Origin of the sequence: Pseudoselenomonas ruminantium (assembly GCF_900142515.1) — a bacterium.
GTDB classification, from domain to species: Bacteria; Bacillota; Negativicutes; order Selenomonadales; family Selenomonadaceae; genus Selenomonas_A; species Selenomonas_A ruminantium_D.
Genome location: NZ_FRBC01000018.1, coordinates 26198 through 51536 on the forward strand (window position 1 = coordinate 26198; position 25339 = coordinate 51536).

Here is a 25339-nt window from a genome sequence, read left to right on the forward strand (position 1 = left end):
TAAAGGAATCCACCTGATAAACGCGATACTTTTTCATCCAATCAGCCCCAATCGCTGGAAAGCATGGGCCAGGCCATCATCGGCCACGGCATCCGTCACGAAATCGGCCATAGCCTTGATTTCCTCGCCGCCATTGCCCATGGCCACCCCTATGGCACAGTATTCAAACATGGGGATATCAATCCTGGCATCACCAAAAGCGATGGTGTCCTCAATCCTGCCGCCGATATGCTTCAGCAGCTCATCAATGGCATGGGCCTTGGTGATGCCTTTGACACCTAAATCACCGAACAGGGCCGTTTCCCCGACGCCGCCCCAGGTGCCTGCCTGTAAATCCGGGAAGGCTTCCTTCGCCGCTAGAAAGTCTTCATAGCTTTCGAGGATAAAGCTGACCTTGTTCAGATCATCACGGTAAAGCTCTCCGCCGAAAATCATTTCCGGGAATGCCTGCCGGACGGTCATCTTCGCAGCATTGTCCTGCCCCTTGCGGGCCGAGTATTCCTGCATGACCGGTTCGCCTCTGGTCTCAAAGTTCTCGCTGGCAAAGAGGCCATTGTTGCTTTCGATGTAGAATTCCAGCTTGCGTTCATGGAGCCAGTCCACAATGCGGCGGCTCTGCTCCGGCGTAAGCAGCTGATGCATGACCACCTGCCCGTTATCCTCCACATAGCTGCCATTGCCGCCAATCATGCCATCAAGGCCGATGTCCCAAATCTCCTGATAGACCTCTGCCCGGCTGCGCCCTGTGCTGATATAAACCTTATGCCCATTGGCTCTGGCCTGACGGATAGCCTCCACCGCCGATTCCGGCAAAACATTGTCATAATCCACCAGCGTACCATCCACATCAATGAAAATAATCTTGCTCATGATATCCACTCCAATTTTTACAACAATTTATGCCCAAAAGGCTCCATATTTTTGAACGTGTAGACTTCCTGCATGCCAATCTCATCCCGCAGGATAGCCTGGGCATCTTCCATGTGGTCGGCCAGATACGTTGTGGAATGGGCATCGGAACCAATCGTGATGATCCTGCCGCCCAAATCCTTGTAGAGCCGCAAAATATCGCGAGAAGGCATGGTGTCATCAAGACCATAATGCCAGGAGGATGTGTTGAGTTCAATGCCCTTGCCGTCGGCAATGGCCAGCTTCAGGATTTCCGCTACCATATCCCGGACTGCGGCAAAAGGATACTTTCCCTGCTTGTCATAACGGCTGATGAGGTTCAGATGCGACAGCACCGCATAATGCTTGAAATTTTTCATCACATCATACATTTCCTGATAGTACCGCTCATTATACTCCTGCTGGCTGCGGCCCTGCTGGAATTCCTGATTCCAGAATTCCTTGTTCTCCACCTGATGGATGGACAGCAGCACAAAGTCCAGCTTGTCTGCGTATTCCGCAAACAACGCCTCATATTTCGGGATAGTGCCAACCTGCACGCCAAACTCCAAGCCGCAGCGTAAAGCGATTTCCTTCGCAAACTCGGCCTTGACCCGGCTGAATTTCGCAAAGTATTGAGGATAATCCACATTGGCCAAAGGCTGCAATTCATCTGCCGCCAGACCGATGCCATCGCCGCCACGGTACTCGATATTCCCCTCATCCCAATCCTTCTTGATGCCATAATCCACATGGTCGGTGAAACACATTTCCTGCAAGCCCAGCGAAACGGCTTTTTTGGCCTGTTCCTCCATCGGTTCATGGGAATCGTCACTGAACTCCGTATGCACATGATAATCTGCCCACATAAGAAAATCCCCCTCTACAATACTTTCTTATAGACATAAGCCGCGATAGCAGCCTGCGATGCCACCAAAGCCGCCAGCAGGCCAAAGGCCGCATAGAGGCTGGTCTGATGAGCCAGAAAGCCGATAGCCGCCGGCCCCATAAGGATGCCCAGATACCCCAGAGTGCTTACCGCCGGCACCGCCATGCTGATGGGCATATCCTTCTGCTTGCCCAGCAAAGAAAAGAACACCGGCACGATATTGGCACTGCCGATACCAATGGCAAAGAAGCCTGTGTATAAGAGCAGCGAACCGGGCGCAAAGATCACCAGCAGGAAACCCAGTAAAGCCAGCAGGCTGCCACCTACCACCACGGGTTTCTGCCCCAGCCGCTGCACGGTAACATCCCCTAGCAGCCGCATGATGAGCATGGCTGCCGAAAAAACCGTGAAGCCTGTGCCCGCCAGAGACAAGTCAAAATTCCTGACCGTGGTGAGGAAAACACCGCTCCAATCCATGATTGCCCCTTCCACCAGGAAAGCAATGCAGGCCACCACGCCCACAAAGGCCACGATTCCCCGGGGGATCGCCACCATGGCTCCGCCGCTCTCGCCGCCAAAGGGCAGCAGATGACAGGCAAAAAAGGCCAGCGTGAGCAACATTATCCCCACGGCAATGCAGGTGGAAATCAACGGTGTCAGTCCCAACGTGCCCACCCAGATACCAAATAGCCCGGCGCCGATAAAGCCGCCGACACTCCAAAGAGCATGCATGCCGGACATCAGGCGGCGCTTGGCCGCTTTTTCCACGAGCACCGCCTGAATATTGATGACCACATCAATACAGCCCATCATCGCGCCGAAGACCAGCAAAGAAACCGCCGCCAGAACCATATTGTCTACCTGACACAAAACCAACAAAAGCAGGGCAAAGACCGTGGCAGCCACTGTCAGCGTTTTCCGGCAACCGAAACGCACGGCGGCTGCCCCGGACAAAGGCATAGTCAAAAGCGAGCCGATGCCGATGCACAGGAGCAGCATGCCCAGCACATCCTCGCCGATAGCCAGCCTTTCCCGCAAGAGCGGCACCAATGGCGCCCAGGAGGCTGCCCCGAAACCGCCGATGAAAAACAAGGCTCTGGTGGAATGCTGCCGCATCTTCCCCGCTGCATACCGCTCCTTGGCCTTTAACCTATCCTTATCCTGACTCATAAAACATCTCCTATCCTACTCAGATTTTCCAAGAAATTCCCCGCCAGGGCATGGATGCCGCGCCGATAATCTTCCCGCAGCGGCCTGCCCAGAACAATCTCCGGCATAAAGCGTTCCGGCAGAGAAGCGGCACATATCTGCCGGATTTCTGCCTCCCTGTCTGGTGCTATGTCCTCCAAATACAAGACCATGCGATGGGGATTCCAGAAGCGGACAAAATGAACGATTTTTTCCGCCACCTGCGCCGCAGATAATTCCCTGGGCTGATACAAACCGCGGTCAAACAAGCAGGATATTTCCCCCGCCAGGCCGTCTCGCCCTTTGTAGAGCTTGCCATTCAGCAATATGCCTGCCCCCGGCGGATAATTCCGTGGCCAATAGATACCGACCACGGTTTCCTGCCGGGAGGTCTCTCCCAGGGTCATGCCATACCCCGATACAGCCGCGTTTATATCGTTGACCAGACGAATGGGCAGCCCTGTGGAGGCTTCCAGCTGTTCCCGCAACCGCACGCCTTTCAGCGCCGGGTAGTCGACAACAGCCATTGCACCATCCACTTCCACGCCTGGAAGTCCCATCATCACCAGCGCCAGCCGCGGATACTGCGCCTGATACTGCCGGATCCTGGCCAACAGAAAATCCAAGGATACATCCGGACAGGCAAGCCTCTCGGAAAAAACGGAATCGCCGAAAAGATTCTCGACATTCACTTCCAGCCGATTCGTGCCATCTTCCTCATAGAAACAAAGCGTAAGGGCCAGCAGCCTGTCGGCCAGATACCGGTACTGCCGGGCTGGCCGACCTCCGTCCTCCGAGGCCGAGGGCAGGAACGCCTCCAGCAGCTCCACTTCGCCTTGCTCCTGCAATATTTTCACCAAGGTGTTCACCGTCATGACACTGAGCCCGGTACTTTCCGCCAGTTGCGGCTTGGTCGCCTGCCTGAGTGACCGCAGTGCCTGCCGTACTTTTTGCAAGTTATGCTTGCGCACATCTTTTTTGTTCATACTTACTCCATCAAGTTTATATAATAACTTTATAAACATATGATATAAAATTTCGACTGCCTTGTCAACAACCAGGATCTAACCTGCTTGATCCTTACCAGCTTCGTCCCGCAAAAATTACCTTAGTATTCAAGCATAACTTCATTTTTAAGGATATTTTTATAAGACTTCAGATTGTTTCATCTTGATTACTCACCTATAATGATATTGTAAGAAAAATCAATATCTATTTTAGGAAGATTTGCCATGAACTTAAAGAAATTGGCCGCCGCTATCTGCCTTTCCCTGGTCACACTTTCCAGTGCGGTACAGGCGGAGCGCCCCGCTGCTTTCCAAGAGGACTATCAGTTGAAAGAAATGGTGGTTCTGAGCCGCCACAATATCCGTTCGCCACTGTCTGGCAATGGTTCTGCTCTGGGAAATCTTCCCCCCCACACCTGGTTCAAATGGACATCCGGCCCCAGCGAGCTTTCCCTGCGCGGCGGCCAGCTTGAGACCATGATGGGGCAGTATTTCCGTCAACGATTGGTACAGGATGGCCTGATTACGGAAAACTACCTGCCGAAAGAAGGCGAAGTCCGCTTCTATGCCAATTCCATGCAACGCACCATTGCTACAGCCCAATATTTCTCCAGCGGCATGCTGCCAGTAGCCAATGTCACCATCGAACACAAATATGCCCCCAGCAAGATGGACCCGGTTTTCAATCCTCAGCTGACTTTTGTCAGCGACGCTTTCCGCCAACAAGCTATGAAAGAAATCAATGCCATGGGTGGAACAAAAGGACTACAAGGAATCAACGACAAACTGGCCACTGAATACCGAGTGCTGGAAAAGACACTGGATCTGAAAGATTCTCCGCTGGCTAAAAAAGACGGTTTCACCAGGTTCCGCCATGACGATTTACAGATCATGCTGGAGGTAAACAAAGAACCAGCGATGAAAGGTTCCTTGAAACTGGCCAACTCCGCCAGTGATGCATTCATCCTGCAGTACTATGAGGAAATGGATACGACCAAAGCCGGCTTTGGCCACAAGCTTTCTCAGCAGGAATGGGAACAGATTGCCAAAGTCAAAGACGTATATGGGGATGTTCTCTTCACGGCCCCCAGCGTGGCCGTGAATGTGGCCCACCCACTGCTGGCAGAAATGAACAAGGAATTGAACACCCCGGGACGCAAATTCACGTTCCTCTGCGGTCATGATTCCAACATTGCCAGTGTATTGGCTGCTCTCGATGTAGAAGAATATGATCTTCCCAACAGTATCGAAAAAAAGACCCCCATTGGTTCCAAGCTGGTTATCGAAAAATTTGCCGGCAAAGATTATGCTGCTTTCAGCCTTGTCTACCAGAGCACAGACCAACTCCGTGACCGTACGGCTCTGACGATGGATAACCCACCGGAAGTCTTCCCCCTGAAACTCAAAGGCTTACAGGCCAACAAGGACGGCTTGTATCGCTTACAGGATGTACAGGCCCGCTTCCAGCAAGCCATTGATGCTTACAACAACCTGCCGCAGGATAAAACCGAGCCTAAGGCAGCCTGAATGGCAAAAAATAAGCTATGGCAGCGTTATACGCTTCCCATAGCTTATTTTTCATTCTTACATCATATTGTCCATGGTAATATATCCTGACATCAGGCGTTGGGCCAGATGTTCCCGGAATAACATGGTATCCCTGTTACGCAGGTCCCGCTTTTGAATCTTTATTCTGGCTTCTTCTACATTATAAGGAATGCCCATATTGCTAGCCATGTTTTCCATGGATAAAGCTGCTGCATCGAAGATTTCCAGCAGCTTTTTCATTTTCCCTTTTTTGATCAGCATACCAGCATTGTTCTTGCAAGTCTTGTAGACATCCTCCAACTGCATATCCGTTTTTTGCAGCTCAGTTTCCACGCTGCCATTTGTATCGGCCTTACGCAACCAAGTTTTGCGTCGGGATTTGGCATAATCCTTTTTTACACAGGTAATCAGATATCCTGCACTCAAAGGTTCCTGTCCAGGTTTGCGCTTCTTCAATTGGTCTTTATAGTAGGCGAGGTTGCTCTTCAGAACATCTAGTTTATAATTGGTGATGATTTCCAGGCAGGTAGATTCCGGTTTTATCCCAAAGGATGAAAATTCATCAAACAGACGTAATTGTTCGGAATCCAGATTGGCGATTTTATCCTCTGTGGTCAGTATTTTCCTAGGTGCTGCTAAAGTCTTGATATCTGTGTCAGTCAAATGGATGGTAATGTTTTGGGCAGCTCTGCGCCCTCTGCCATCATGGGTGAAATGGAATTGCTTAAGTGAGGTATTCTTGCGTATTTGTTGCTCTGCTTTCTTCAGTACATCACGTTGAAAGTCCCGGAAGTTGGCATATGAAGATGTAGACATATTCAAACGTTCCTTGAATCGTTCAATGCTGATGGTATAAGTTCCTTCTGAGATGAGCTCTTTGACGACCATGAATACTTTTAGTTGTGTTATCCCACGGATTGCGAGCATTTCATCAATATCTACTTCAGTGAATTTTTCAGTGAAATCCTGCAGATAAGGAAGCATTTTCTGATTGATGGAAACAGAAACGGTGTCGTTGAAATCATTGTATTCAACCGAATTGTATAGTGGTATTTTTAACCAGTTATGTTTGTCTTCTTCACTTGAATAGCGTTTGACAATTTTCAGACTTTTATCGGAAACACGATCGATTGCTTCGCGGATGATGTTTCGCCAGCCTTTGTCCTTGTTGATATTGAGTTTATCTGCGAGGACTGAGATGTTATATTCATAGAAGACATCATGGTTCAGGCTTTTTTCTTTAGCTAAAGAGGCTACTGTCAGAAGCCATATTTTCATCTCATTTTCTCGTAGTGAGTGCTTGGCAAACATTAGTTCATTAGCAAATTTTGTGGGTGTATCAAATTCTAAGTTTTGATACAAATATTCAGTTGGCTGTGATGCGATGAAGCTCATTTTGGCTGACATAAATACATATCCTTTCCGAGTATGCCGATCATTGTTATTATTATACTATTTGCGGTAGAATTTAGCAATATACTTTTTCTACGATAAATAGTATGCTTATATATTCTATATAAAATAAATATATAATAATATATATAGGGGGCGTTGTGGTGGTATGATTTGTCGGAAGTAGCTCCAGGCCAGTAATATCAAGGGCTGAAGTCACTTGTTCGATTCGTGGGCAAGCCTTTATGGTGGGGGAAAATGTCGGAAAGATTTTTGTGGTGGTATGATTTGTCGGAACAATGCGGGAAGTCTTGTGGCTCTAGGGGGTTCCCGCATTATTTACCGTTGTGGTGGTATGATTTGTCGGTATTTTTTAGTTTGTCGTGGGGACTTTTGTCGGTTATGGTGGGGGAAAATGTCGGTGGATAACTTTTGTAAACGAAAGCGATGGCTTTCAAATGTTGATGTGACAAGGTTGGCGAGCATTTTTTATGGTGGGGGGAAATGTCGGAAAATGCGTTGTGGTGGTATGATTTGTCGGTAAAAATTGAGGGGAAAAAGGGCGAAATTTTTTTATGGTGGTATGATTTGTCGGTTATTCATTTGTAGTGGGGAAATTTGTCTGATTTACCCACAAAACCTTGTGGATAAATCAGACAAATCCTTGAAAACAAAGGGAATAAGTTATCCACACCCTGTTGATAACTATTATGTGATAAAGTTTTCCTTTTGTAAAATGAGGTTTTACCGACAAAAGTACCCACTATAATGGTTTTTACGAAGAAAAGACCTGATTTCAGGGAAAAAATCAGGTCTTTTTGTGCTAAAAGGCTTTTTTTAAGATGTGGCAATAGCCATATTTAGAGCAGGTCGCTTAATTTTTTACTGTAGAAGAAATCGTGGACCAGATTGTTATATTCGGTCCAGAGTGGAAGTGTTTTACAAAAAGATTTACGGGGGCATTCATTGTCCTGGCTGGCCAGACAGGCGACAGAGGCCTGTTTGCCTTCCATTTGTTCGATAATCTCACCGAGGGTATATTCTTCCGGGCGCCGGCAGAGCTTGTAACCGCCACCTTTGCCGCTGGCACCGATCAACAGGCCTCCTTTTACCAGGTCTTTGACGATGATCTCCAGATATTTCTTGGAGAGTTCCTGACGAGCCGCAATATCTTTCAGTGGGATATATTTTCCTTTTTCGTTTTCGGCTAAATCCAGCATAACGCGCAAAGCATAGCGTCCACGGGTAGAAATCATGCAATCAGCTCCATTCATGTGATATCTTACTATGTCTGCCTATTATACTGCAAGGTGAATAGGCTTGCAAGTTTATGAGGAAAACAGTTTTCAATTGAGTCGTATCAATTGAGACTGTATGCTTGCAAGGGCAAGATCTGGAAACAATCCTTTTTGTGGCGTTGGAAAATTTCCTATGGCATATTGGGGCTCGGCAGGATATGGTTGTGATTTGTCGAATTATGCGAGTAAGCAGATGGGAAGATCAACTGGGAACATACAAGGATATGGTTTGCGTCCAGTGAATATTTTAGAGATAGGAGAATTTGAGATGAGTGATAGTACAATACGGAAGATGAAAGGGTGCAACAGAAATATTGTTATTGTCATGTATCAATATAGTGTTATTGTGAAGAGCATTGAGCGGAAGCTGCTTGACTTAAGGTATAGTGTTGATTTACTCATGGGGGATTTTGCCAAGGTTAGTGAAAAAGTCATGGCACGTCCGTTGTTTCTGGTTTATCTTCCTAAAAATATCGCAGCAGATGAAGAAAATATGGCGTCTTTGCGACGGATTATTGAAATGGTTGCCAAGAAAGACGGAGAGATGGTATTACTGGGCGAAAACAGCGACTATGCCGATGTTATGATGCAGGTTCCTCAGGCTGGTGAGTATGAATGGCTCAATCGCCCGCTTAAAATGGATGAATTGGAACTGGTGGTGAAGAGGCATACAAACAGCCATTCCAAGCGGATCCTGATTGTCGATGATGATCCTGTCTATGCCAAAATGGTGCGTGAGTGGCTGAAGGATGAATACAGTACCTTTGTGGTTACTGAAGGGACGCAGGTCATTAAATTCCTACGGCAAAATCCAGTGGATTTGATTCTCCTGGATTATGAGATGCCGGTTATGGATGGGCCACAGGTATTCCGGATGCTCAAACAGAATGAGAATTTCAAGAATACGTCTGTCGTTTTTCTGACTGGTGTGGCAGGCAAAGAAAATGTGGAACGGGTCATGGAACTGAAACCCAGGGGATACTTCCTCAAATCCAATACCAGGGAACAATTGCTTGATTATATAGAACGCAAGATCTGATTGTCACAGGGAGGATTTTTCCCATATTGGAAATGATGAAAGCTGCAGAAATATATGATTACGAAGGAATATCGTCTATACTGTTTTTATTGGCAAAAAGCTCCAGGCTTGTTTAAGACATCCTGGAGCTTTTTGAATGTAGAAGCGTTGAATGACGCCTTCTGCTCGTGATAAGATAGGATTGAGTGAAAACAGGAAAACGCGTATCAATCAGGGCAAGAAAGGATGAACGGTATGAAGGTAGCAATTCTGGGAACCGGGTTTATCGTGAAGGAAGGCGCACTGCCAGCGCTGCAGGAGGTGCCAGAGGTACAGGTAACGGCAATATTGGCCCGTCCTGCCAGCAAGGATAAGGCGCAGGCTTTGGCCCAGCGCTATGGCATCCCGGCTGTCTATACAGACTATGCTGAGCTGTTGGCCAGTTCTGATATTGATTTTGTCTATATTGGGCTGATCAACAGTGTTCATTATGAGTATGCTAAACGTGCGTTGTCAGCCGGCAAGCATGTCATTGTGGAAAAGCCCTTTGCCTCTACAGCTGCAGAGGTGGCAGAATTGCGGGAGCTGGCACTGGAAAAGAAGCGCTATGTATTTGAAGCTGTGACGATACATTATCTGCCGAATTTCAAGGCCATGAAGGTGGTTTTGCCAAAGCTGGGGAAAATCCGGGCCATTACAGCTAATTACTCACAATATTCCAGCCGTTATGACCGGTATCTGAAAGGAGAAGTGCTGCCTGCTTTTGATCCGGAGCTATCCGGTGGTGCGCTCTATGATATCAACATTTATAATCTGAATTTCATCATAGGACTTTTTGGTGTTCCAGATAATGTGTCGTATGTGCCGCATATCGGGTTCAATGGGATTGATACTTCTGGTACGTTACTCATGGAGTATCCCGGTTTTACAGCGCTGGCCCTGGGAGCGAAGGATTCGGAAAGCCCCTGTTTCATTACTGTGCAGGGGGAGAAGGGATGGATGCGTGTGGTGGGCAAGCCTAATGAACTTCGTGCCTTTGAAGTGTCTTACCTGGGGGAAAGCAGTGTGACACGTTATGAGCTGAATCGTTATTCCAACCGTATGGTACATGAATTCCAGGAATTTGCCCGGATTTATCATGAAGGGGATTATATGTGCATGAAAGCGGGACTGGATGTATCGCTTTCTGTCATGGAAACAGCTGAAAAAGCCCGCAAAAATGCGGGCATCGTGTTTGGTTGTGACCGGCAATAAGCGATTTTCCACCGATGCGCATCCGCTGATTCCATACAGGACAGCAGTACCTGAATGGTGGGCCAAGGCAAGGAGATTTGACAGGCATAATTTCTTGTAATACGATATTTACGATGAATATTATGATAAGGAGTGGCGTGATTGATTACCATATCCGAATTGAAGAGCGGTGTGATTTTCGGTGATCATAGCACTGGTGAGTATGTTTATATGCCAGCAAGCGAGATTGGCTTGGAAAATCCCTTGTGTGTTTACGAAAATGGCAGTCAGCGGACGGATGTAGAGCTTGCGGAGGCCCTGCGGCTCATCTGTGTGCGGGCTTTGCGTCAGGTCAGGCATCCTGTTTTGGGAAATAGTTCCTGTTGAGTGAGGGAAGCATGGCAGTTATTGATTTTACCAAAGTCCGTGAAGCCCGGCTGGCTGAGGCGGCCCGGACGAAGGCGGGGCCATGTGCGCGGTATACGGCAATGATGGCGGCTCTGGAAGCAGAATCCTTGACGGCGATGGAGGGCATTGCGCAGATACATGCGCTGCGGATGGCTTATCAGATTGTGGCGCACAGCCCGCATTGGGAGCTGGAGCCGGGCGATGATTTCCTGCCAGTCTGGTCCGCGCTGGAAGCGGTGGTCTCCGTGTTGGGGGATTTGATTATCGCCGACAGCTATATAGACGGTTCTGTGCGCTTGACTGGCCAGCGGTATACCGCCAGTGAAGTCGGTCTATGGGCAGCGCGGCGGATGATTCTGGATTACTTGCTGATTCTGATTGACGATGACAGCTGCCCGGATGATTGGCTGGACATCCGTGATAAGCAGCCTTTGCGGAATGTCTTTCGGTATTTGGGCTATAGCCCGGAATGATTGCAGATCTTATGTGATGTGGTTACAGACATGTTTTGGCAAAAATTGTAACTTATAAGAAATAAAATTGTTTTTCATGTCATAAATGTTACAGTGATACTGTATATTTATGCTATAATAGCAAAAGAATCAAGCAAATTTATTTCTACTAAGTGGAGGTTTTATGTCAAATAAGATTTATTTAAGTGAAGTTATGATGCCGAGTCAGACGAACCCCAGCGGAAATGTTCATGGCGGCGAGCTGATGAAGATGATGGATTCTACGGCGTATGCAGCTGCGCGCAAGTACAGCCGCTCTAATGTAGTGACTGCGCGGGTGGATGAACTGGAATTCCATACCCCGATACTCATTGGTGATTTGGTGACTTGTACGGCTGAAGTCATCTATGTGGGACATACTTCTATGGAAGTAGCGGTCAATGTAGAGGTGGAAGTATTAGAAGCAGAACAGGGGCCTCAGCATGCATTATCGGCATATTTCACTATGGTGGCCTTAGACCGCAATGGTCGTCCAATGGCTGTGCCGCCATTGGAATTGAAAACGGAAGAAGAAAAGGCTGCTTTTGAGGCTGCCAGAAAACGTCATGAGCTTTATCATCAGCGCAAAAAACAACGTGATGAAGCCAAAAAGGCAAATAAGTGATGCTTGAAACAAAAGCTCCGGCGATTTTGAATCGCTGGAGCTTTTGTGGTATCTGGAGAAAATAATGCTGAAAATAGCAGGAATGCTTCATTTGCCAGAAGCAGCTGGTATAATGGAGACGATAGGAGATGAGGCTATGAAAACGGATTTGGAAGAAATCAAGGCGATAACCATAGGACATTTTGGCAGCCTGTCCTTGGATCATGCAGACCTTCCGGCTATCTATGCGTCCATACCGGCTCCAATGAAAATGACATGGTTCAAACTCTGCTGTGACTGCATGGATTTGGAGGATTATTCCCTGTACCTCAAGAAGAGCTGGCTGGATGAGGAAGATCCCAATCAGGATGCGAATGTAAGCCGGGAGGAAATCGTTGCCTATTTCCGTAAGGCAACGAAGTTGATGAATGCTGCAGAACAGGCTTATTTTGATGCTCTGCCCGATAAGATCACCATCTATCGCGGCGTGAGCCCCCATAGGGCCGTCTATGGGCTATCCTGGACGCCAGACCATGAAATCGCCATGCGCTATAAGCGTCGCTATGAAACGGGGGAAGTACAGGGCGAAATGCTGACTGCTACAATCGATAAGAAGCATGCGCTCTGCTATATCGATGAACTTCAGGAACGGGAATTGGTGGTGGACGTATTCCGGATCAGGAACCAGATTGAGACAATGAGCTAAATATCTGTATCGCATACGACAGTCTTTTATGTGTTGACAATTTACTGCAGCAGTTGTAATATTGTAAACATCATATTTGGAAAGGATTGGTCTTATGCATTATCTGGAAAAACTCAGTGCTTTTATCTCTAAGTACATGGCTGTACTGGTCGTCCTGGTGGCGGGGATAGCCTTGTTGGAGCCGGTGAGTTTCAAATGGGTGGCCCCGAATATCAGCATGCTGTTGGGCGTTGTCATGTTCGGCATGGGCATGACGCTCAGGCTCTCGGATTTCAAGCTGGTATTCCAGCGTCCGCGGGATGTGTTTATCGGGGCTTTGGCCCAGTTCACCATCATGCCGCTTTTGGCCTATGCCTTGGCCAAAGGATTCAACCTGCCGCCTGAACTGGCCGCTGGTGTCATTCTGGTGGGGACCTGCCCGGGAGGCACCTCTTCCAATGTCATGACCTACCTTGCCCGCGGGGATGTGGCTTTGTCGGTATCCATGACCATGACCACCACCATCCTGGCCCCCATCGTCACGCCCCTGCTTACCTGGTGGCTGGCCGGTGCCTGGGTGGACATTTCCCTGTCCGCCATGATGATATCCATTGTCCAGGTGGTAATCCTGCCGATTGTGCTGGGGATTGTCATCAATTCCTTCTTTGAACAGCAGGTGCAGAAGGTGGTCAAACTCCTGCCGTTGGTTTCCGTTATCGCCATTGTCCTGATCGTTGGTGGCGTGGTCGCGGTCAGTGCCCAGAAGATTTTGGAGACGGGGCTGCTCATTATGGCTGTGGTCATGTGCCATAACCTTTTGGGCTACGGTACGGGGTTCCTGCTGGCCAAGGCCTTCAATATGGATATGGCCAAGGCGAAAGCGGTTTCCATCGAGGTGGGGATGCAGAACTCCGGGCTGGCAACCTCCCTGGCCATGCTCCACTTCGGTCCCGCCGCGGCAATTCCCGGTGCGATCTTCAGCGTATGGCACAATATTTCCGGCTCACTGGCGGCCAACTATCTGTCGAGCCGTATGAGCAAAGAGGAAATGCCTGCCGTACAGACCGTCAAATAACGCGCATCTATATCGGCTTGCGCAGGTATAACAAACTCCCCCATAAGCTGACTGCTTTGCTTATGGGGGAGTTCGTTCATTATAGGGATGAGGGCGTAGTTTAGGCTGCCTTGGCTGTTGTTTTATCCCGTGGCAGGCTGTTGTAGGCATCAATGGCTTGCTGGAAACGGGCTTGTACATCCTGTAAGCGATACAGGCCATCGGCATTGGCTTTCAAGCCCTTGAGTTTCAGCGGGAAAACTTCCGGGGGATTCTCCAGGGTCAGCGCCGTGCGATCACGGAGCTGATCTGTGCTCTGGTAGACCAGGCTGAAGGCGGCGTATTCCTGGCCATCCTTGCCGGCAAATTTTTCGATAACCAATTTTGAACCGATGGGCGTCTTTTTCTCGATGCTGTTGGGCAGACTGTATGCCTCCACCTCCAGTGCCGACAGCACGCTGGCGATGTTGGGTTCATGGCCGCAGAGGAAGGTGAACTTGCGTCCCTGGGTCTTTAGCTCCTTGTCCATTTCCTTCAACAAGGGATGAGCCAAATTCACGGCCACACTTGGCGCCGCATAGAGCACATCGCTGGCCACGGTCTTCACCCGGGCAATATCTTCCCATTCCTGCTGGGAAAGCTTGTGGCCGAAGCCGGCTTTGGTCTTGTCCATTTCTTCGTAATATTGCAGGATGAACGCATCGCTGGCAGAGTTGGCCAGATTCAGAGAACCTTTCATTGCCGGTTCTTTATTCACTTCCAGTATGATCTGCAAATCGTCATGGCGGAAGCTGGTGAAGCCGTCTTTTTTGGCTAGGGGAGAATCCTTCAGGTCCAGTGCCTTTTCCAGTACCCGGTATTCACGGGACAATTTGTCATTTATACCTTGCAGTCCTTTGGTTCCGCCTAGGGAGCTGATTTCTTTCATGGCCTGCTGGAGGAATGCGTCGCTGACAAAGGTCAGCTGGGATTTGAAAACCGGGTCCATCTTGCTGGGGGCGTATTTATGCTCGATGGTGACATTGGCTACTGGCAGCATGCCGCTGGAGAAATACTGAGCCGTAGCAATGGTGCGCTGCATGGAATTGGCATAGAAGCGGACTTCGCCTTCTTTCGGCAGGTAGTTTTCCGTAATCAGGCCATCCCGTACCAAGCGTTGGCGGAAATACTGTCCCATCATGGTTTCCAGCTGGCCGCCACGCAGGGAAAGCTCACTGGGACCGGAGGTCCACTTGAACCAGGTATGGGGCGTAAGGCTGTCCAGTGCAGACCCATTGCCGGACAGGGGAGAGCGGATATTGTGGCGGCTCAGGACCACCATTTCTTTCAACTGATAGTTCTTCTGGAACGCAGGGGGGTGCTCCGCCTGTACCACATTGGACAGGGTAACCAGAGAAAGGCAGATGGCAGCGGCCATTTTCTTCAAGTTCATGGCAAATCCTCCTAAAATATATTGATCTTTCTTATAGCATCAATTATAAACGGATATGTTGGACAAAACAATCCGAAAGATTATGAAATATCCTTGAACATGAAGTTATGCTCGATCCTGTAATCTGTTTTTGGCGAAGGGAAAGTCCCCATCAAATCAGCCTGTCTGTGGCGACTGGGTGGGGACGCTTTCTTTTTATGCGGTTTTTTGCAGGATGGGCTGGAGTTTTTTCCAGAGTTCCATATCTGTGGCGGACTCGTCTTCATCATAGAGCTGGAGGAGCATGGGCAGGCTGGCGCCGGTGTAGATGACCGCACGGTCCTGGAGGCTCAGCCGTTCCAACAGGAGAGCTGTTTCATTGTAGGCGGTGGAGGCGAAGGCATCTGCGAGGATGAGGTAGGATTCATGGGGATTCTGTTCTTCGCAGGCCTGGAGATATTCGTTCAGCTTGGCTGCTGTTTGCTGATGGGCAGGATGCGCGAAGCAAAAGGCTGCGCAGGCAGGCCGGTAGATGTATTCTGCCAAGGATTCCTTCAGAGCAGAGGCAAGGGTAGTATTGGAAACAATGATGGTTTTCATTGGAAACATCCTTTCTTTTCATATACGATTGATTCTTCTGTTCGGTCATCCGGATGTTGCTTGTTGTCTGTATTGTAGCAAGCGAGAAATACGGAGACAAGGCTAAAAACACATATTCTGTTATCTTGGCGGATAAAATAAGCAAAAATGTTAATTCATAGCCTGATTATATGGTAAAATAACAATATAAAGTAACAAAAGACAGAATATTTGAGTGAAGTCATACAGGAAAGGTGGCGGCAGCGGATGAAGGCGGCGGCAAGAAGGGAAGAGATACTCCGGTATTTGGAAGAGAATCATACCGGTTATACGTCGGATTTATGCAAGGTGCTGGACGTTTCCGCCATGACCATCCGGCGGGATTTGGAAGTCATGGCGGGGCAGGGGCTGGTTACCTTGATTCGTGGGGGCGCGGCCATCAATCATGGCACAGCGGTCATATATAGCCTGAAATTCCGGCAGACGCAGCTGCCGTTGGAGAAACAGCGGATTGCTGCCCGCTGTGCCGCCATGGTCAGCGAGGGCAATTCGGTTTTCATTGACTGCGGCTCAACGGCGGAACGCATCGCCGAGGCCCTGAGGGGCAAGAAGAACATTACCGTGCTGACCAATTCTCTGGATACAGCTCAGGTGCTGAGCAGTGCCAAGGGCATCCGGCTGATCATGGTTCCGGGGGAGTTCAATGAGGATATCCGCGGGTTCAATGGCCTGTTGACCACGGATTTCATCCAGCGTTTCCGCATCGATTACCTTTTCCTCGGTGCCAATGGCCTCAATGCCCAGCATGGCCTTACAGTGCCGGATTATGCCGATGCAGAAACGAAGCGCGTGCTCATCCGCCAGTCCCGCCATGTGATTGTGGCCGCTGACCATGCCAAGCTGGGCGGGGACTTTTTCGAGATAGTGGCCAGGCTCCCCGAAATCGAGGCTGTGGTCACGGATAGCGGTGCCAATCCTGAACTGGTGCAGGAAATCAAGGCTGGTGGCACAGAAGTCTATCTGGTCTGAGGAAGGGAAAGGAAATTTTTTTGGAAGCAGCAGGAAATGTCATATTGAGGTCATAAAGAAATAGTAAGATACAGGCAATGAAAAATGGAAAAGGGGTGTGTGCGGTGTTTTCTGTTTTGGTAGCGGAGGATGATGTGAGCCTCAATCGCATGATCTGTGCCAAGCTGCGGCAGGCCCAGTATCATGTGTTTTCGGCTTTTGACGGCGAGGAGGCGCTGGCTATTCTGGACAAGGAGCATATTGACATCATTGTCAGCGATGTCATGATGCCGCACATGGACGGTTATGCCTTGACGCGGGAGCTGCGCGGTGCGCGCTATCCGTTGCCCATATTGATGATCACGGCGAAAGACAGCATGGAGGACATGGAAAAGGGGTTCCTGGCCGGGATGGACGATTACATGGTAAAGCCCATCAACCTGCGGGAAATGCTCCTGCGCATCGGAGCACTTTTAAGAAGGGCCCAGCTTTTGAGTGAGAAACGGCTGACCATCCGGGGGACGGTACTGGACTATGCCGCGCTTTCCGTGGAAACGCAGGGGCAAAGATGGGAGCTGCCGCCCAAGGAGTTTTACCTCCTGTTCAAACTGCTGAATCAGCCGAACAAGATTTTTACCCGGCAGGAACTGGTGGATGAAATCTGGGGCATGGAAAAGGACACCGATATCCGGAATGTGGATGCCCATATCAAGAAATTGCGCCATAAGTTCATGAATTATCCTGACTTTGAGATCCTTACGGTGCGTGGCTTAGGTTGCAAGGCTGTTTTCAAGCAGGGAGAAGTGCTATGAACATCTTGCGCCAATTCTGGCGCGAAGGGCCGCTTGGTTCTTCCTATCCGCTTTTTCCATGCGGCTTCCGCTATTTTGACCATCGGTTTCGTCTGCCCGTTGGCCTGCACCATCGTTTGGGGGCTGGTGAATATCGTCGGCATTTCCCTTTCTCTGCCGGTCCTGCTGGGGATTGACAGCCTGCTGATGATTCTTATCAGCGGTCTCCTGCTGGTCTGGGAGACCCGCTATTATCTCCTGCCGGCAGAGGAGGCCACGGGCAAATATATCTGCTCCATCTGCGGGCAGGTCTATGATCCGGCCGTTGGCGACCCGGAACATGGCATACCGGCAGGGACGGCCTTTGAGGACCTGACTGCCGATTGGAAATGTCCGCGCTGCAAGCAGAGCAAGGATAAGTTCAACAAGGCGTAAGGGCAGGCCGGGCATTTTGCCGATTGGGTGGCAGGTTTCGGTCTGCCGCCGTCGGTAATACGTGGGAAATTTTCACGAGGAATATCGAGCGCTGCTTGTTCGCTCTTTTCAAGCATAAAAAAGGGTTGTCACATCATTTGTTATCATTTCATGGATAACAAATGGGTGGCAACCCTTTTTGCTGTCTGTACACAGCGGTTTAATCGGATACGTCCACATCCGACACGATATGGACGGTGTAATCCGGATAGGCCTGGTTCATTTCTTCATAAAGGATATGCAGGCCTTTTTTGGGATTGATGTCAAAACTCATGACCACGTCGAAGCGCATATCCTTGGACGCAGTATCCACATAGAAGCCGTGGATCTGCAAGGCCCAGTCGTAGGCGGTTATCCTTTCCCGCACATCGTGCTGTATTTTTGCCGTCTCGTTATCTTCGGTATTGCAGGAGTATACCCCTACTCCTGCAAGGATGATGCCGGTCTGCTCATAGACCTTGGTTTCCACCTTGCGGGTAAGCGTATCGACATCCTTGACGCTCATGGTGTCGGGCAGCTCGATGTGGACGGAAGCCAAATCCTTGTTGGGGCCATAGTTGTACAGGACGAGGTCATAGGCCCCCCGCACCTCCGGCTCGCTGGTCAGGATTTCCTTGATTTGCCGGGAGATTTTCTTGTCCGCACGCTTGCCGATGATTTCATCCACCGTGTCCCGTATCATGTCGATGCCGGATTTGATGATAAAGCCGGAGATTACGGCACCCACATAAGCTTCCAGCGATATGCTGGTGGTGAGGAAGATGATGGCCGAAACCAGCACGGAAAAAGAAAGCACGGCATCGAACATGGCATCCGCGCCGGAAGCCACCAGGGAGCCGGAATTTACTTTTTCGCCCTGCGTCTTGACATATTTTCCCAGGACAATCTTCACGATTACGGCTGTGGCAATGATGACAAGGGCGACCATACCATAGACCGGTTCCTCTGGGTAAATGATCTTCTTGACCGATTCAACGGCTGAGGTAATGCCTGCATAAAGCACGATGCCTGCTACCGTCAGGGCGCTGAGATATTCAATCCGGCCATATCCGAGAGGATGTTCCTTGTCCGGCAGCTTTCCTGCCAGTTTTGTTCCCACAATCGTGATGATGGACGAAAGGGCGTCAGATAGGTTGTTGACGGCATCCAGGATCACGGCAATCGAATTGGACATGAGGCCGACTGCGGCCTTGAAGGCGGCCAGCAGCACATTGGTCAGGATGCCGATGATGCTGGTCCTGATGATGATGCGGTCCCGGTTGGTGGTTGTTTCTATAGGTGAGATGATGTCATTCATATGAAATCTTCCTCCTTTGTGATTATTGTATAAGTTCTTATATCTATGATGTTTCGACGAAAGGCTGAAAACGCCTTTATCTTGTCAGGATTTATCCATAGGAAATAAAAAACGGCGAAGTTTTGTGCGAAAAAGATTGACATAGTATGGTACTTTATACTATACTAAACGTAGTTAAGGTTACTACTTTATTTATGGTAGTTATTACCTATCTGGAATGATTCAAGGAAATACGGGAAAAGGACAAAAGCGAGGCATGACAATGGATACAGAAGGAATGAACAAAGAGGAGCAGGAGTTCCTGAAACAGTATGACGCCAGCAAGTATGAGCGGCCCTCTGTCACTGCGGATGTGGTGATACTCACGGTGGATGAGGACAATGAGCTCAATGTGCTGCTGATCAAGCGCGGAGGTCATCCTTACAAAAACCACTGGGCCATCCCCGGCGGCTTCCTGGAGGCGGGAAAGGAGTCCATTGACGAGGCGGCGGCCCGTGAGCTGTATGAGGAGACGGGTGTCAAGGTTTCCGATGGCATTGACCTGCGGCAGCTTATCACCGTGGGTACACCTGACCGGGACCCCCGTACCCATGTGGTCAGCGTGGTCTATACGGCATTGGTTCCCAAACGGCTGCTGACCATCAAGGCTGGGGATGATGCCAAGGAGGCCAAGTTGTTCAAGATTCGCAAGGGCTATGATGAGAATGGGGAGCTTTCCACCTACTTTGTGGGGAACAGGTGCTCCATCACCATGAACAATCTCGCGTTTGACCATGGCGAACTGATTCTGGCCGCCATGAAGCGGCTCCGGGGCAGGCTGAATTATACTAATGATGCCTTTGCCCTGCTGAATGACCGGTCAAGATTTGACATTGCGGAACTGATGAAGGTCCATGAGGCCATCCTGTTCCAGAAACTGGACCGGTCAAATTTCCGCAAGATGTTCCTGCGGGAATATGTGAAGAAGCATCTGGTCAAGGAACTGGGCAAGTTTGACGCGGAGGGCAAACCGCCGACAACCATGTATAAATATCTGGGTGCGGCCGAATTTGAGGTTTGAAAGGACGGATAGCAATGAGCAGGAAAAATGTATTGGTTGTAGTTGACATGCAGAAGGATTTTGTGGATGGAGCGCTGGGCTCGCCGGCAGCTGTGGCCATTGTTCCGCAGGTTGCCCAAAAGATTGCGGAAGCCCGCCAAAATGGCAGCAGCATCATCTTTACCCGGGACACCCATGGCGCTGATTATCGGGAGACCGAGGAGGGCAGGAACCTGCCGGTGCCGCATTGCCTAAAGGATACGGAAGGTTGGCAGCTGGACGGGCGCCTCGGCAGCGCGGCAGAGGACAAAATCGTCAACAAGGAAACCTTTGGCTCGTTTGACCTCGGGAATTATCTTCATGAAAACGCAGCGGACCTCGGTACCATCGAGCTCGTTGGCTTATGCACCGATATCTGCGTCCTGTCCAATGCGGTGGTGGCCAAGACGGCCTGCCCCAATGCCCATATCCTGGTGGATGCTGCCTGCTGTGCAGGTGTCAGCCCGGAATCACATGACACGGCCCTCAACGCCATGAAGGCGATTCAGGTGGAAGTGGTCCATCAGGGACAGGAGCCCTGGCGGAAATAACCTGGGAAAGGGAGGTGAAGCGGGCAGGCGTGGCCCGCAGGCAAAATGAAGTTCAATCCGATTATCAACTCCTTATTGGAGACAGACCTTTATAAATTCAGCATGGGACAGGCCATCTTTCATCAGGCCAGTGAATACGAGACGACCTGGACTTTCAAATGCCGCAATACGGATGTGCAGTTTACTTCGGAGATGGTGGAAGAAATCCGGGAGCAGCTCAAGGCTTATTGCAGCCTGCGTTTTACCGAAGACGAGCTGCAGTATCTTGCGGGCATCAAATGGCTCAAGAAATCCTACATCAACCATCTCCGCCTGTGGCAACCGAATTTTGCAGATTTCCTCATCGAAGCTGGCGGGGACAACGGCCTGCATATCGAAGCGGCGGGCACCTGGCTGGACACCTCCATGTATGAGATTCCCACGCTGGCCATCGTGAATGAGGTTTATTTCCGATTCCGTGACGATTATGATGCGCTGCTGGAGTCTTCCAAGGAGCGCACCCGGGCCAAGGCGGATATGCTGCGCGAGGGCCATTACTGGCTGCCGGTGTTCTCGGAATTCGGCCTGCGCAGACGCCTTTGTGCCGAGGCGCAGGAATACGCCATCGAGCAGTTCGCTGCGCTCGACCGTGAGGATGTGCTCCGCTCCTATTTTGTCGGCACTTCCAATGTTTATCTGGCCAAGAAGTATGGGGTAAAGCCTGTGGGAACCATGGCCCATGAATGGATCATGGCCATGGGGCAGGGCAACCATCTCTATAATCCGAGCTATTCCAACAAGGTGGCGCTGGAGGCCTGGGTAAGAGAGTACGGCGTGGATAACGGCATAGCCCTGACCGATACCATTACTACGGACTGCTTCCTGCGGGATTTTGACAAACCGCTGGCCACCCTGTTCAGCGGTGTGCGCCATGATTCCGGCGACCCTTATGTCTGGGGAGACAAGCTGATTGACCACTACATCCGTCTGGGCATAGACCCGGCCACCAAGACCCTGCTGTTCTCCGATTCCCTGAACTTCGAGAAGGCCGATAAGATTGCCCGTTATTTTGCCGGCAAAGCCAAGGTCGCCTTTGGCATCGGCACCTATATCGCCAATGATACCTATGTCGAGCCGTTGAACATCGTGATGAAGATTACAAAGTGCAATGGGCAGGATGTGGCCAAGATCAGTGATACGGCTGGCAAGGGCATGTGCAGGAATCAGGAGTATGTGGATTACCTGCAACGGACGATTGACTGGCGGCTGAAACACAACGACTAAGAAATGAGGCGATGAACATGGCAGAGGCAAAAAAATATCCTCCGTTCAATCCGGAGGAGGATAAACGGAAGATAGTGGCATTTCTCAAGGAGTGGTTTTCTAAGAACGGCGGCCCGGAAACGAAAGCGGTCGTGGGCATTTCCGGCGGCAAGGATTCTTCGGTGACAGCTGCCCTGTGCACAGAGGCCCTGGGGAAAGACCGGGTGGTGGGCGTGCTCATGCCCAATGGCGTGCAGGCGGATATGGATGATGCGCTCCGGCTGGTCAACCATCTGGGCATCCAATACCGCATCGTGAATATTGGCACGCCGTTCAAGGAAATGCTGAAGGCCTTGCAATATACGGAAGTTCCGAACCACCATAACTTCCACTTTGCCGTGACAGAGGCGCTGACCCAGAATCTGGCGCCAAGGCTCCGCATGGCCGTGCTGTATGCCGTGGCACAGGGCGTCCCTGCAGGGGGAAGGGTAATCAATACCTGCAATGCCAGCGAGGATTATGTAGGTTACTCCACCAAGTTCGGGGACAGTGCTGGCGACGTGGCACCGCTGGCCGCCTATACCGTGACGGAAGTGCTGGCCATCGGCGACAGCCTCGGCCTGCCGGCTGAGCTGGTCCATAAGGCCCCCTCTGACGGGCTTTGCGGCAAGACCGACGAAGACAACCTCGGTTTTACCTATGCCGTCCTGGACGAGTATATCCGGACCGGCATATGCGAGGACGAAGCAGTCAAGGCCAATATTGACCGCCGTCACGAAATGAACAAACATAAGCTGGAGCTGCTGCCCGTAGTGGAACGGTAGCGGACTCTTCAGCCTGATAAAATAAAGAGATGTCCAGATATCGGTATCATGATCTGGACATCTCTTTGCGTTTATTTGGTAATGGGGGAAACGTTATTCCCTGTCGGTCATCTTCAAGCTGCTGATTTCCACCGAGTAGGCAGCACCAAAGCGGGCATTCATCTCTTCGTCCGTGGGGACTGCCCGGTGGGGCGGTGGCGGAGGAGCATCATGGGGCTTGACCATGGAAATCGGTTTTAAGTTATCGAGTTTCTCTTCGACTGTCGCCAGGTCACTTTGCAGGCTTTGCACCTTGGCCTGGCTGTCCTCATTGTTGCTTCCCTGCAATTGGGTGATTTGCGTTTCGTAATTGCTCTCCTGAGCTTTCAGGGCTGTAATCTCATCCTCTTTGTAGGACGGTTGTTTTATTGGCTGGGGAGGCCTGCCATAAAACATATTGGGGGCTATACCATTAAGTGATGTCATGCTCTCACTTCCCTCATATATGATAGATAATGCTTCTTAGGCAAAGCATAAATGAAAAACGGTAATTTGTAAAGAAGAATTTTTGTCAGCGCGGCATAAGTTTCCCACCGCCGGGAAGCTTGAGGCTTTTTTCCTGCAGGGCGGGATTGGCGGACTTGTCATAATAGATATTATGTTTGTTGCTTTGGATATTGCCAAAATCCTGCTGCGCATCGCTGATGGTCGTCACATAGGCATCGGCGGTCAGGTTCCAGCTGGCATCCTGAGCAAGGGTTACATTGGCGGCTTCGGCCTGATAATCCTTGTTGATGGTGCCGGTAAAGGTACTGCCGCTTCCCAGTTCGAGCGTGACCTTGCTGATGTTGTTGGCCAGAATCTGACCGGTCAACAGCTGGTTTTTGGCCTTCAGGGTAAAGTCACCGCCGTTTTTCCCCTCGCTGCCCCAGCGATCACTGGTTACCTTCACGAGGATGTCGCCTGACTGGTTGAGTGTCGTGTTTTCTAAGGTAGCGGTGGCCGTGGTGTTGGTAATATAGAACATGGGGCCATCAGACTGGTTGTTCAGGGTGGAATTGGTGGCAGAGAACTGGGCAATTCCCACGTTGGCATCCCCGGAAAAACTCTGATAGAGCATCACGCCGTGCTTTACATGGCCGGTTAGGGTGGAATCCTTGAGCACGATGGAATTCTTGCCTTCCACGACGGCAATCTCGCTGCCGCGGGCCTCTCCAGTGCCATTGGTCAGCTGGATATTGCCTGTGGAGTAGATGCAGGGACTGCCCTCGCCGGAGGTCTGGATCCGTGCGTCATTGACGATGACATTGCCTTCGCCCCGGTCGGTGGCCAAAGCGCCGCAATGGGCACCTCCGGTCACGATGTCCACATCTTCGGCCTGTATTGTGCCGCCATAGGTCGCGTCAAGGCCCCGGGAAGAGTTGTTCCTGGTATGGATTTTGATGTGCTTGGCCTGAATCTGTGCCTTTTCGCCCGTGGCAAAGATGGCATTGGCGCCATCGGCATCGGAGAAGAGGTTCAGGTTTTCCAGCTCAGCGGTACTGTTATTGACCAAGATGATGGCATTCTGTCCGGTAAAGTTGCTGGCATCGGCACTGGAACTGTCCCCGGACTTGGTAAGCTCTGCTCCCTGAAGGGTAAGGCTGCCGTTATTGCGTACCAGCAGGACGTTCTCATCGGTATTGCCATTGGCTAGCTTTACCTCATTGATGTTGCGGGCCGTGCCATCAATCGTTTCTGTGGCTTTGAGGTCTTGGGCATCATTCTTGGCCTCCTGCATGCCGCCGAACTTGCCGTCAGGCGGTGGCCCGGGGGGCAGCTTCCCCTCTGGGGGAACCGGTGGCTGGGCCATGCCATTTATGGCCGGTGGCTGCATATTGCCGGCAGCTGAAACCGCGGCATATGAGCTGCCCATAGCGCCTAGACAGGCCAGGCTGGCAGCGATAAGGCGCTGTTTTTGTTTTGGTGTCAGAAAGGACATATTTGTCTCGCTCCTTCAGGTAGAAAAAGACAGGAGCTGGTGGCTCCTGCCTTAGGTAAAATCAACGTGTCTTGGGCAGCGGCTGCTTGTCACTGGGCTGCTGTTTCTCGTGGCCGCCCTGAGCAGGCTGCTGCTTTACCTGTTCTCCATGCTGTTTTTTAATGTCATTCTTCTGGGGCTTTTCATTAGGAGCCTTGACGTCCTTCTGATCCTGCTGCTGGACAATCGGTGCCTTGGCAGCTGGTGCCGGATTGGCACTGGCCACATTGCCGATAAGACCGGCAGAAAACGTTGCTGCCACCAAAGCAGCTGCTGCCATAAATTTCTTGTTCATATTTCTTCTCCTCATCTATCGTCATCCATGTGTTTATTTTCCATGAGGATCATTATAAATATGGCATATTGGATTGAGATTAAAAAG

Annotated in this window: 27 protein-coding genes; 15 read left to right on the top strand and 12 right to left on the bottom strand. The window is 50.4% G+C overall.

Translation table 11 applies throughout. The annotated features are described in order from the left end of the window. Positions 1–33 precede the first annotated feature (33 nt). Genes BUB68_RS09540 through BUB68_RS09555 form a run of 4 tightly spaced genes read right to left on the bottom strand, consistent with a single transcriptional unit; the run spans position 34 to position 3951 of the window. Positions 34–870 carry a Cof-type HAD-IIB family hydrolase gene (locus BUB68_RS09540; RefSeq protein ID WP_073090608.1) on the bottom strand — a complete coding sequence of 279 codons (837 nt, stop codon included), beginning with the start codon at positions 868–870 and terminating at the stop codon, positions 34–36. A gap of 17 nt (positions 871–887) precedes the next feature. Further along, positions 888–1757, bottom strand: a complete 870-nt coding sequence (locus BUB68_RS09545; RefSeq protein ID WP_073090611.1) for a histidinol-phosphatase HisJ family protein — start codon at positions 1755–1757, stop codon at positions 888–890. 14 nt (positions 1758–1771) lie between these two features. Next, positions 1772–2947: an MFS transporter gene (locus BUB68_RS09550; RefSeq protein ID WP_081371948.1), complete on the bottom strand. Its 1176-nt coding sequence runs from the start codon at positions 2945–2947 to the stop codon at positions 1772–1774. Beyond that, positions 2944–3951, bottom strand: a complete 1008-nt coding sequence (locus BUB68_RS09555) for an ROK family protein (protein ID WP_073090614.1) — start codon at positions 3949–3951, stop codon at positions 2944–2946. The genes BUB68_RS09550 and BUB68_RS09555 overlap by 4 nt, the downstream gene beginning before the upstream one ends. Before the next feature lie 246 nt (positions 3952–4197). Between BUB68_RS09555 and BUB68_RS09560 the strand changes: the two genes are divergently transcribed. Further along, positions 4198–5499 carry a histidine-type phosphatase gene (locus BUB68_RS09560; RefSeq protein ID WP_073090617.1) on the top strand — a complete coding sequence of 434 codons (1302 nt, stop codon included), beginning with the start codon at positions 4198–4200 and terminating at the stop codon, positions 5497–5499. Positions 5500–5556: 57 nt separating this feature from the next. On the opposite strand, the gene BUB68_RS09565 is transcribed toward BUB68_RS09560, so the two are convergent. After that, entirely contained in the window at positions 5557–6927 is a 1371-nt protein-coding gene (locus BUB68_RS09565; protein ID WP_073090620.1) for a replication initiation protein, read from the bottom strand. Positions 6928–7772: 845 nt separating this feature from the next. After that, positions 7773–8168, bottom strand: a complete 396-nt coding sequence (locus tag BUB68_RS09570) for an RrF2 family transcriptional regulator (RefSeq protein WP_073090623.1) — start codon at positions 8166–8168, stop codon at positions 7773–7775. 310 nt (positions 8169–8478) lie between these two features. Between BUB68_RS09570 and BUB68_RS09575 the strand changes: the two genes are divergently transcribed. The 7 genes from BUB68_RS09575 to BUB68_RS09605 all read left to right on the top strand — a co-directional run bounded on the left by BUB68_RS09575 (position 8479) and on the right by BUB68_RS09605 (position 13724). Beyond that, positions 8479–9249 carry a response regulator gene (locus BUB68_RS09575; RefSeq protein WP_178139505.1) on the top strand — a complete coding sequence of 257 codons (771 nt, stop codon included), beginning with the start codon at positions 8479–8481 and terminating at the stop codon, positions 9247–9249. Between the two features lie 234 nt (positions 9250–9483). Beyond that, complete coding sequence (locus BUB68_RS09580) at positions 9484–10482, top strand: Gfo/Idh/MocA family protein (protein WP_073090629.1); 999 nt, start codon at positions 9484–9486, stop codon at positions 10480–10482. A 141-nt stretch (positions 10483–10623) separates the two neighbouring features. Further along, a complete protein-coding gene (locus tag BUB68_RS09585; protein WP_073090632.1) occupies positions 10624–10848 on the top strand; it encodes a hypothetical protein in 225 nt (74 codons plus the stop codon). Between the two features lie 11 nt (positions 10849–10859). Then, entirely contained in the window at positions 10860–11342 is a 483-nt protein-coding gene (locus BUB68_RS09590; RefSeq protein ID WP_073090635.1) for a hypothetical protein, read from the top strand. A 163-nt stretch (positions 11343–11505) separates the two neighbouring features. Further along, a complete protein-coding gene (locus BUB68_RS09595; protein WP_073090638.1) occupies positions 11506–11985 on the top strand; it encodes an acyl-CoA thioesterase in 480 nt (159 codons plus the stop codon). Between the two features lie 136 nt (positions 11986–12121). Further along, complete coding sequence (locus tag BUB68_RS09600) at positions 12122–12670, top strand: hypothetical protein (protein ID WP_073090641.1); 549 nt, start codon at positions 12122–12124, stop codon at positions 12668–12670. A 94-nt stretch (positions 12671–12764) separates the two neighbouring features. Beyond that, complete coding sequence (locus BUB68_RS09605; RefSeq protein WP_073090644.1) at positions 12765–13724, top strand: bile acid:sodium symporter family protein; 960 nt, start codon at positions 12765–12767, stop codon at positions 13722–13724. A gap of 100 nt (positions 13725–13824) precedes the next feature. Here BUB68_RS09605 and BUB68_RS09610 read toward each other — a convergent pair whose 3' ends face one another. Together BUB68_RS09610 and BUB68_RS09615 are read right to left on the bottom strand one after the other, a co-directional pair. Next, complete coding sequence (locus BUB68_RS09610; RefSeq protein ID WP_143188149.1) at positions 13825–15135, bottom strand: histidine-type phosphatase; 1311 nt, start codon at positions 15133–15135, stop codon at positions 13825–13827. 195 nt (positions 15136–15330) lie between these two features. After that, positions 15331–15714, bottom strand: coding sequence for a PTS sugar transporter subunit IIA (locus BUB68_RS09615; protein WP_073090647.1), 384 nt, complete (start codon positions 15712–15714; stop codon positions 15331–15333). 210 nt (positions 15715–15924) lie between these two features. Between BUB68_RS09615 and BUB68_RS09620 the strand changes: the two genes are divergently transcribed. The 3 genes from BUB68_RS09620 to BUB68_RS15815 all read left to right on the top strand — a co-directional run bounded on the left by BUB68_RS09620 (position 15925) and on the right by BUB68_RS15815 (position 17927). After that, the gene (locus tag BUB68_RS09620) at positions 15925–16722 is read left to right on the top strand and encodes a DeoR/GlpR family DNA-binding transcription regulator (RefSeq protein WP_256625859.1); all 798 of its coding nucleotides are present in this window, start codon (positions 15925–15927) and stop codon (positions 16720–16722) included. A gap of 104 nt (positions 16723–16826) precedes the next feature. Further along, a complete protein-coding gene (locus BUB68_RS09625) occupies positions 16827–17513 on the top strand; it encodes a response regulator transcription factor (protein WP_073090731.1) in 687 nt (228 codons plus the stop codon). 33 nt (positions 17514–17546) lie between these two features. Next, positions 17547–17927, top strand: coding sequence for a rubredoxin (locus BUB68_RS15815; protein ID WP_371914855.1), 381 nt, complete (start codon positions 17547–17549; stop codon positions 17925–17927). A gap of 199 nt (positions 17928–18126) precedes the next feature. Here BUB68_RS15815 and BUB68_RS09635 read toward each other — a convergent pair whose 3' ends face one another. Further along, positions 18127–19263, bottom strand: coding sequence for a cation diffusion facilitator family transporter (locus BUB68_RS09635; RefSeq protein WP_073090653.1), 1137 nt, complete (start codon positions 19261–19263; stop codon positions 18127–18129). A gap of 262 nt (positions 19264–19525) precedes the next feature. Here BUB68_RS09635 and BUB68_RS09640 point away from each other — a divergent pair, with 262 nt between their 5' ends. The 4 genes from BUB68_RS09640 to nadE are packed head-to-tail and all read left to right on the top strand — an operon-like array spanning position 19526 to position 22958. Next, on the top strand, positions 19526–20323 hold the full coding sequence (locus tag BUB68_RS09640; RefSeq protein ID WP_256625861.1) for an NUDIX hydrolase: 798 nt from the start codon (positions 19526–19528) through the stop codon (positions 20321–20323). Positions 20324–20337: 14 nt separating this feature from the next. Then, the gene (locus BUB68_RS09645) at positions 20338–20892 is read left to right on the top strand and encodes a cysteine hydrolase family protein (RefSeq protein WP_073090658.1); all 555 of its coding nucleotides are present in this window, start codon (positions 20338–20340) and stop codon (positions 20890–20892) included. A 45-nt stretch (positions 20893–20937) separates the two neighbouring features. Continuing rightward, positions 20938–22155 (top strand): nicotinate phosphoribosyltransferase, encoded by a 1218-nt coding sequence (pncB, locus tag BUB68_RS09650; RefSeq protein ID WP_073090661.1) that lies wholly within the window; start codon positions 20938–20940, stop codon positions 22153–22155. Between the two features lie 17 nt (positions 22156–22172). Then, positions 22173–22958: an NAD(+) synthase gene (nadE, locus tag BUB68_RS09655; protein ID WP_073090664.1), complete on the top strand. Its 786-nt coding sequence runs from the start codon at positions 22173–22175 to the stop codon at positions 22956–22958. Between the two features lie 93 nt (positions 22959–23051). Here the strand turns inward: nadE and BUB68_RS09660 are convergent, their stop codons facing one another. From BUB68_RS09660 to BUB68_RS09670, 3 genes are all read right to left on the bottom strand, one after another. Continuing rightward, the gene (locus BUB68_RS09660; protein ID WP_073090667.1) at positions 23052–23423 is read right to left on the bottom strand and encodes a hypothetical protein; all 372 of its coding nucleotides are present in this window, start codon (positions 23421–23423) and stop codon (positions 23052–23054) included. An 85-nt stretch (positions 23424–23508) separates the two neighbouring features. Further along, on the bottom strand, positions 23509–24918 hold the full coding sequence (locus BUB68_RS09665; RefSeq protein WP_073090670.1) for a hypothetical protein: 1410 nt from the start codon (positions 24916–24918) through the stop codon (positions 23509–23511). A gap of 61 nt (positions 24919–24979) precedes the next feature. Further along, the gene (locus tag BUB68_RS09670) at positions 24980–25252 is read right to left on the bottom strand and encodes a hypothetical protein (RefSeq protein ID WP_073090673.1); all 273 of its coding nucleotides are present in this window, start codon (positions 25250–25252) and stop codon (positions 24980–24982) included. Positions 25253–25339: the final 87 nt, after the last annotated feature.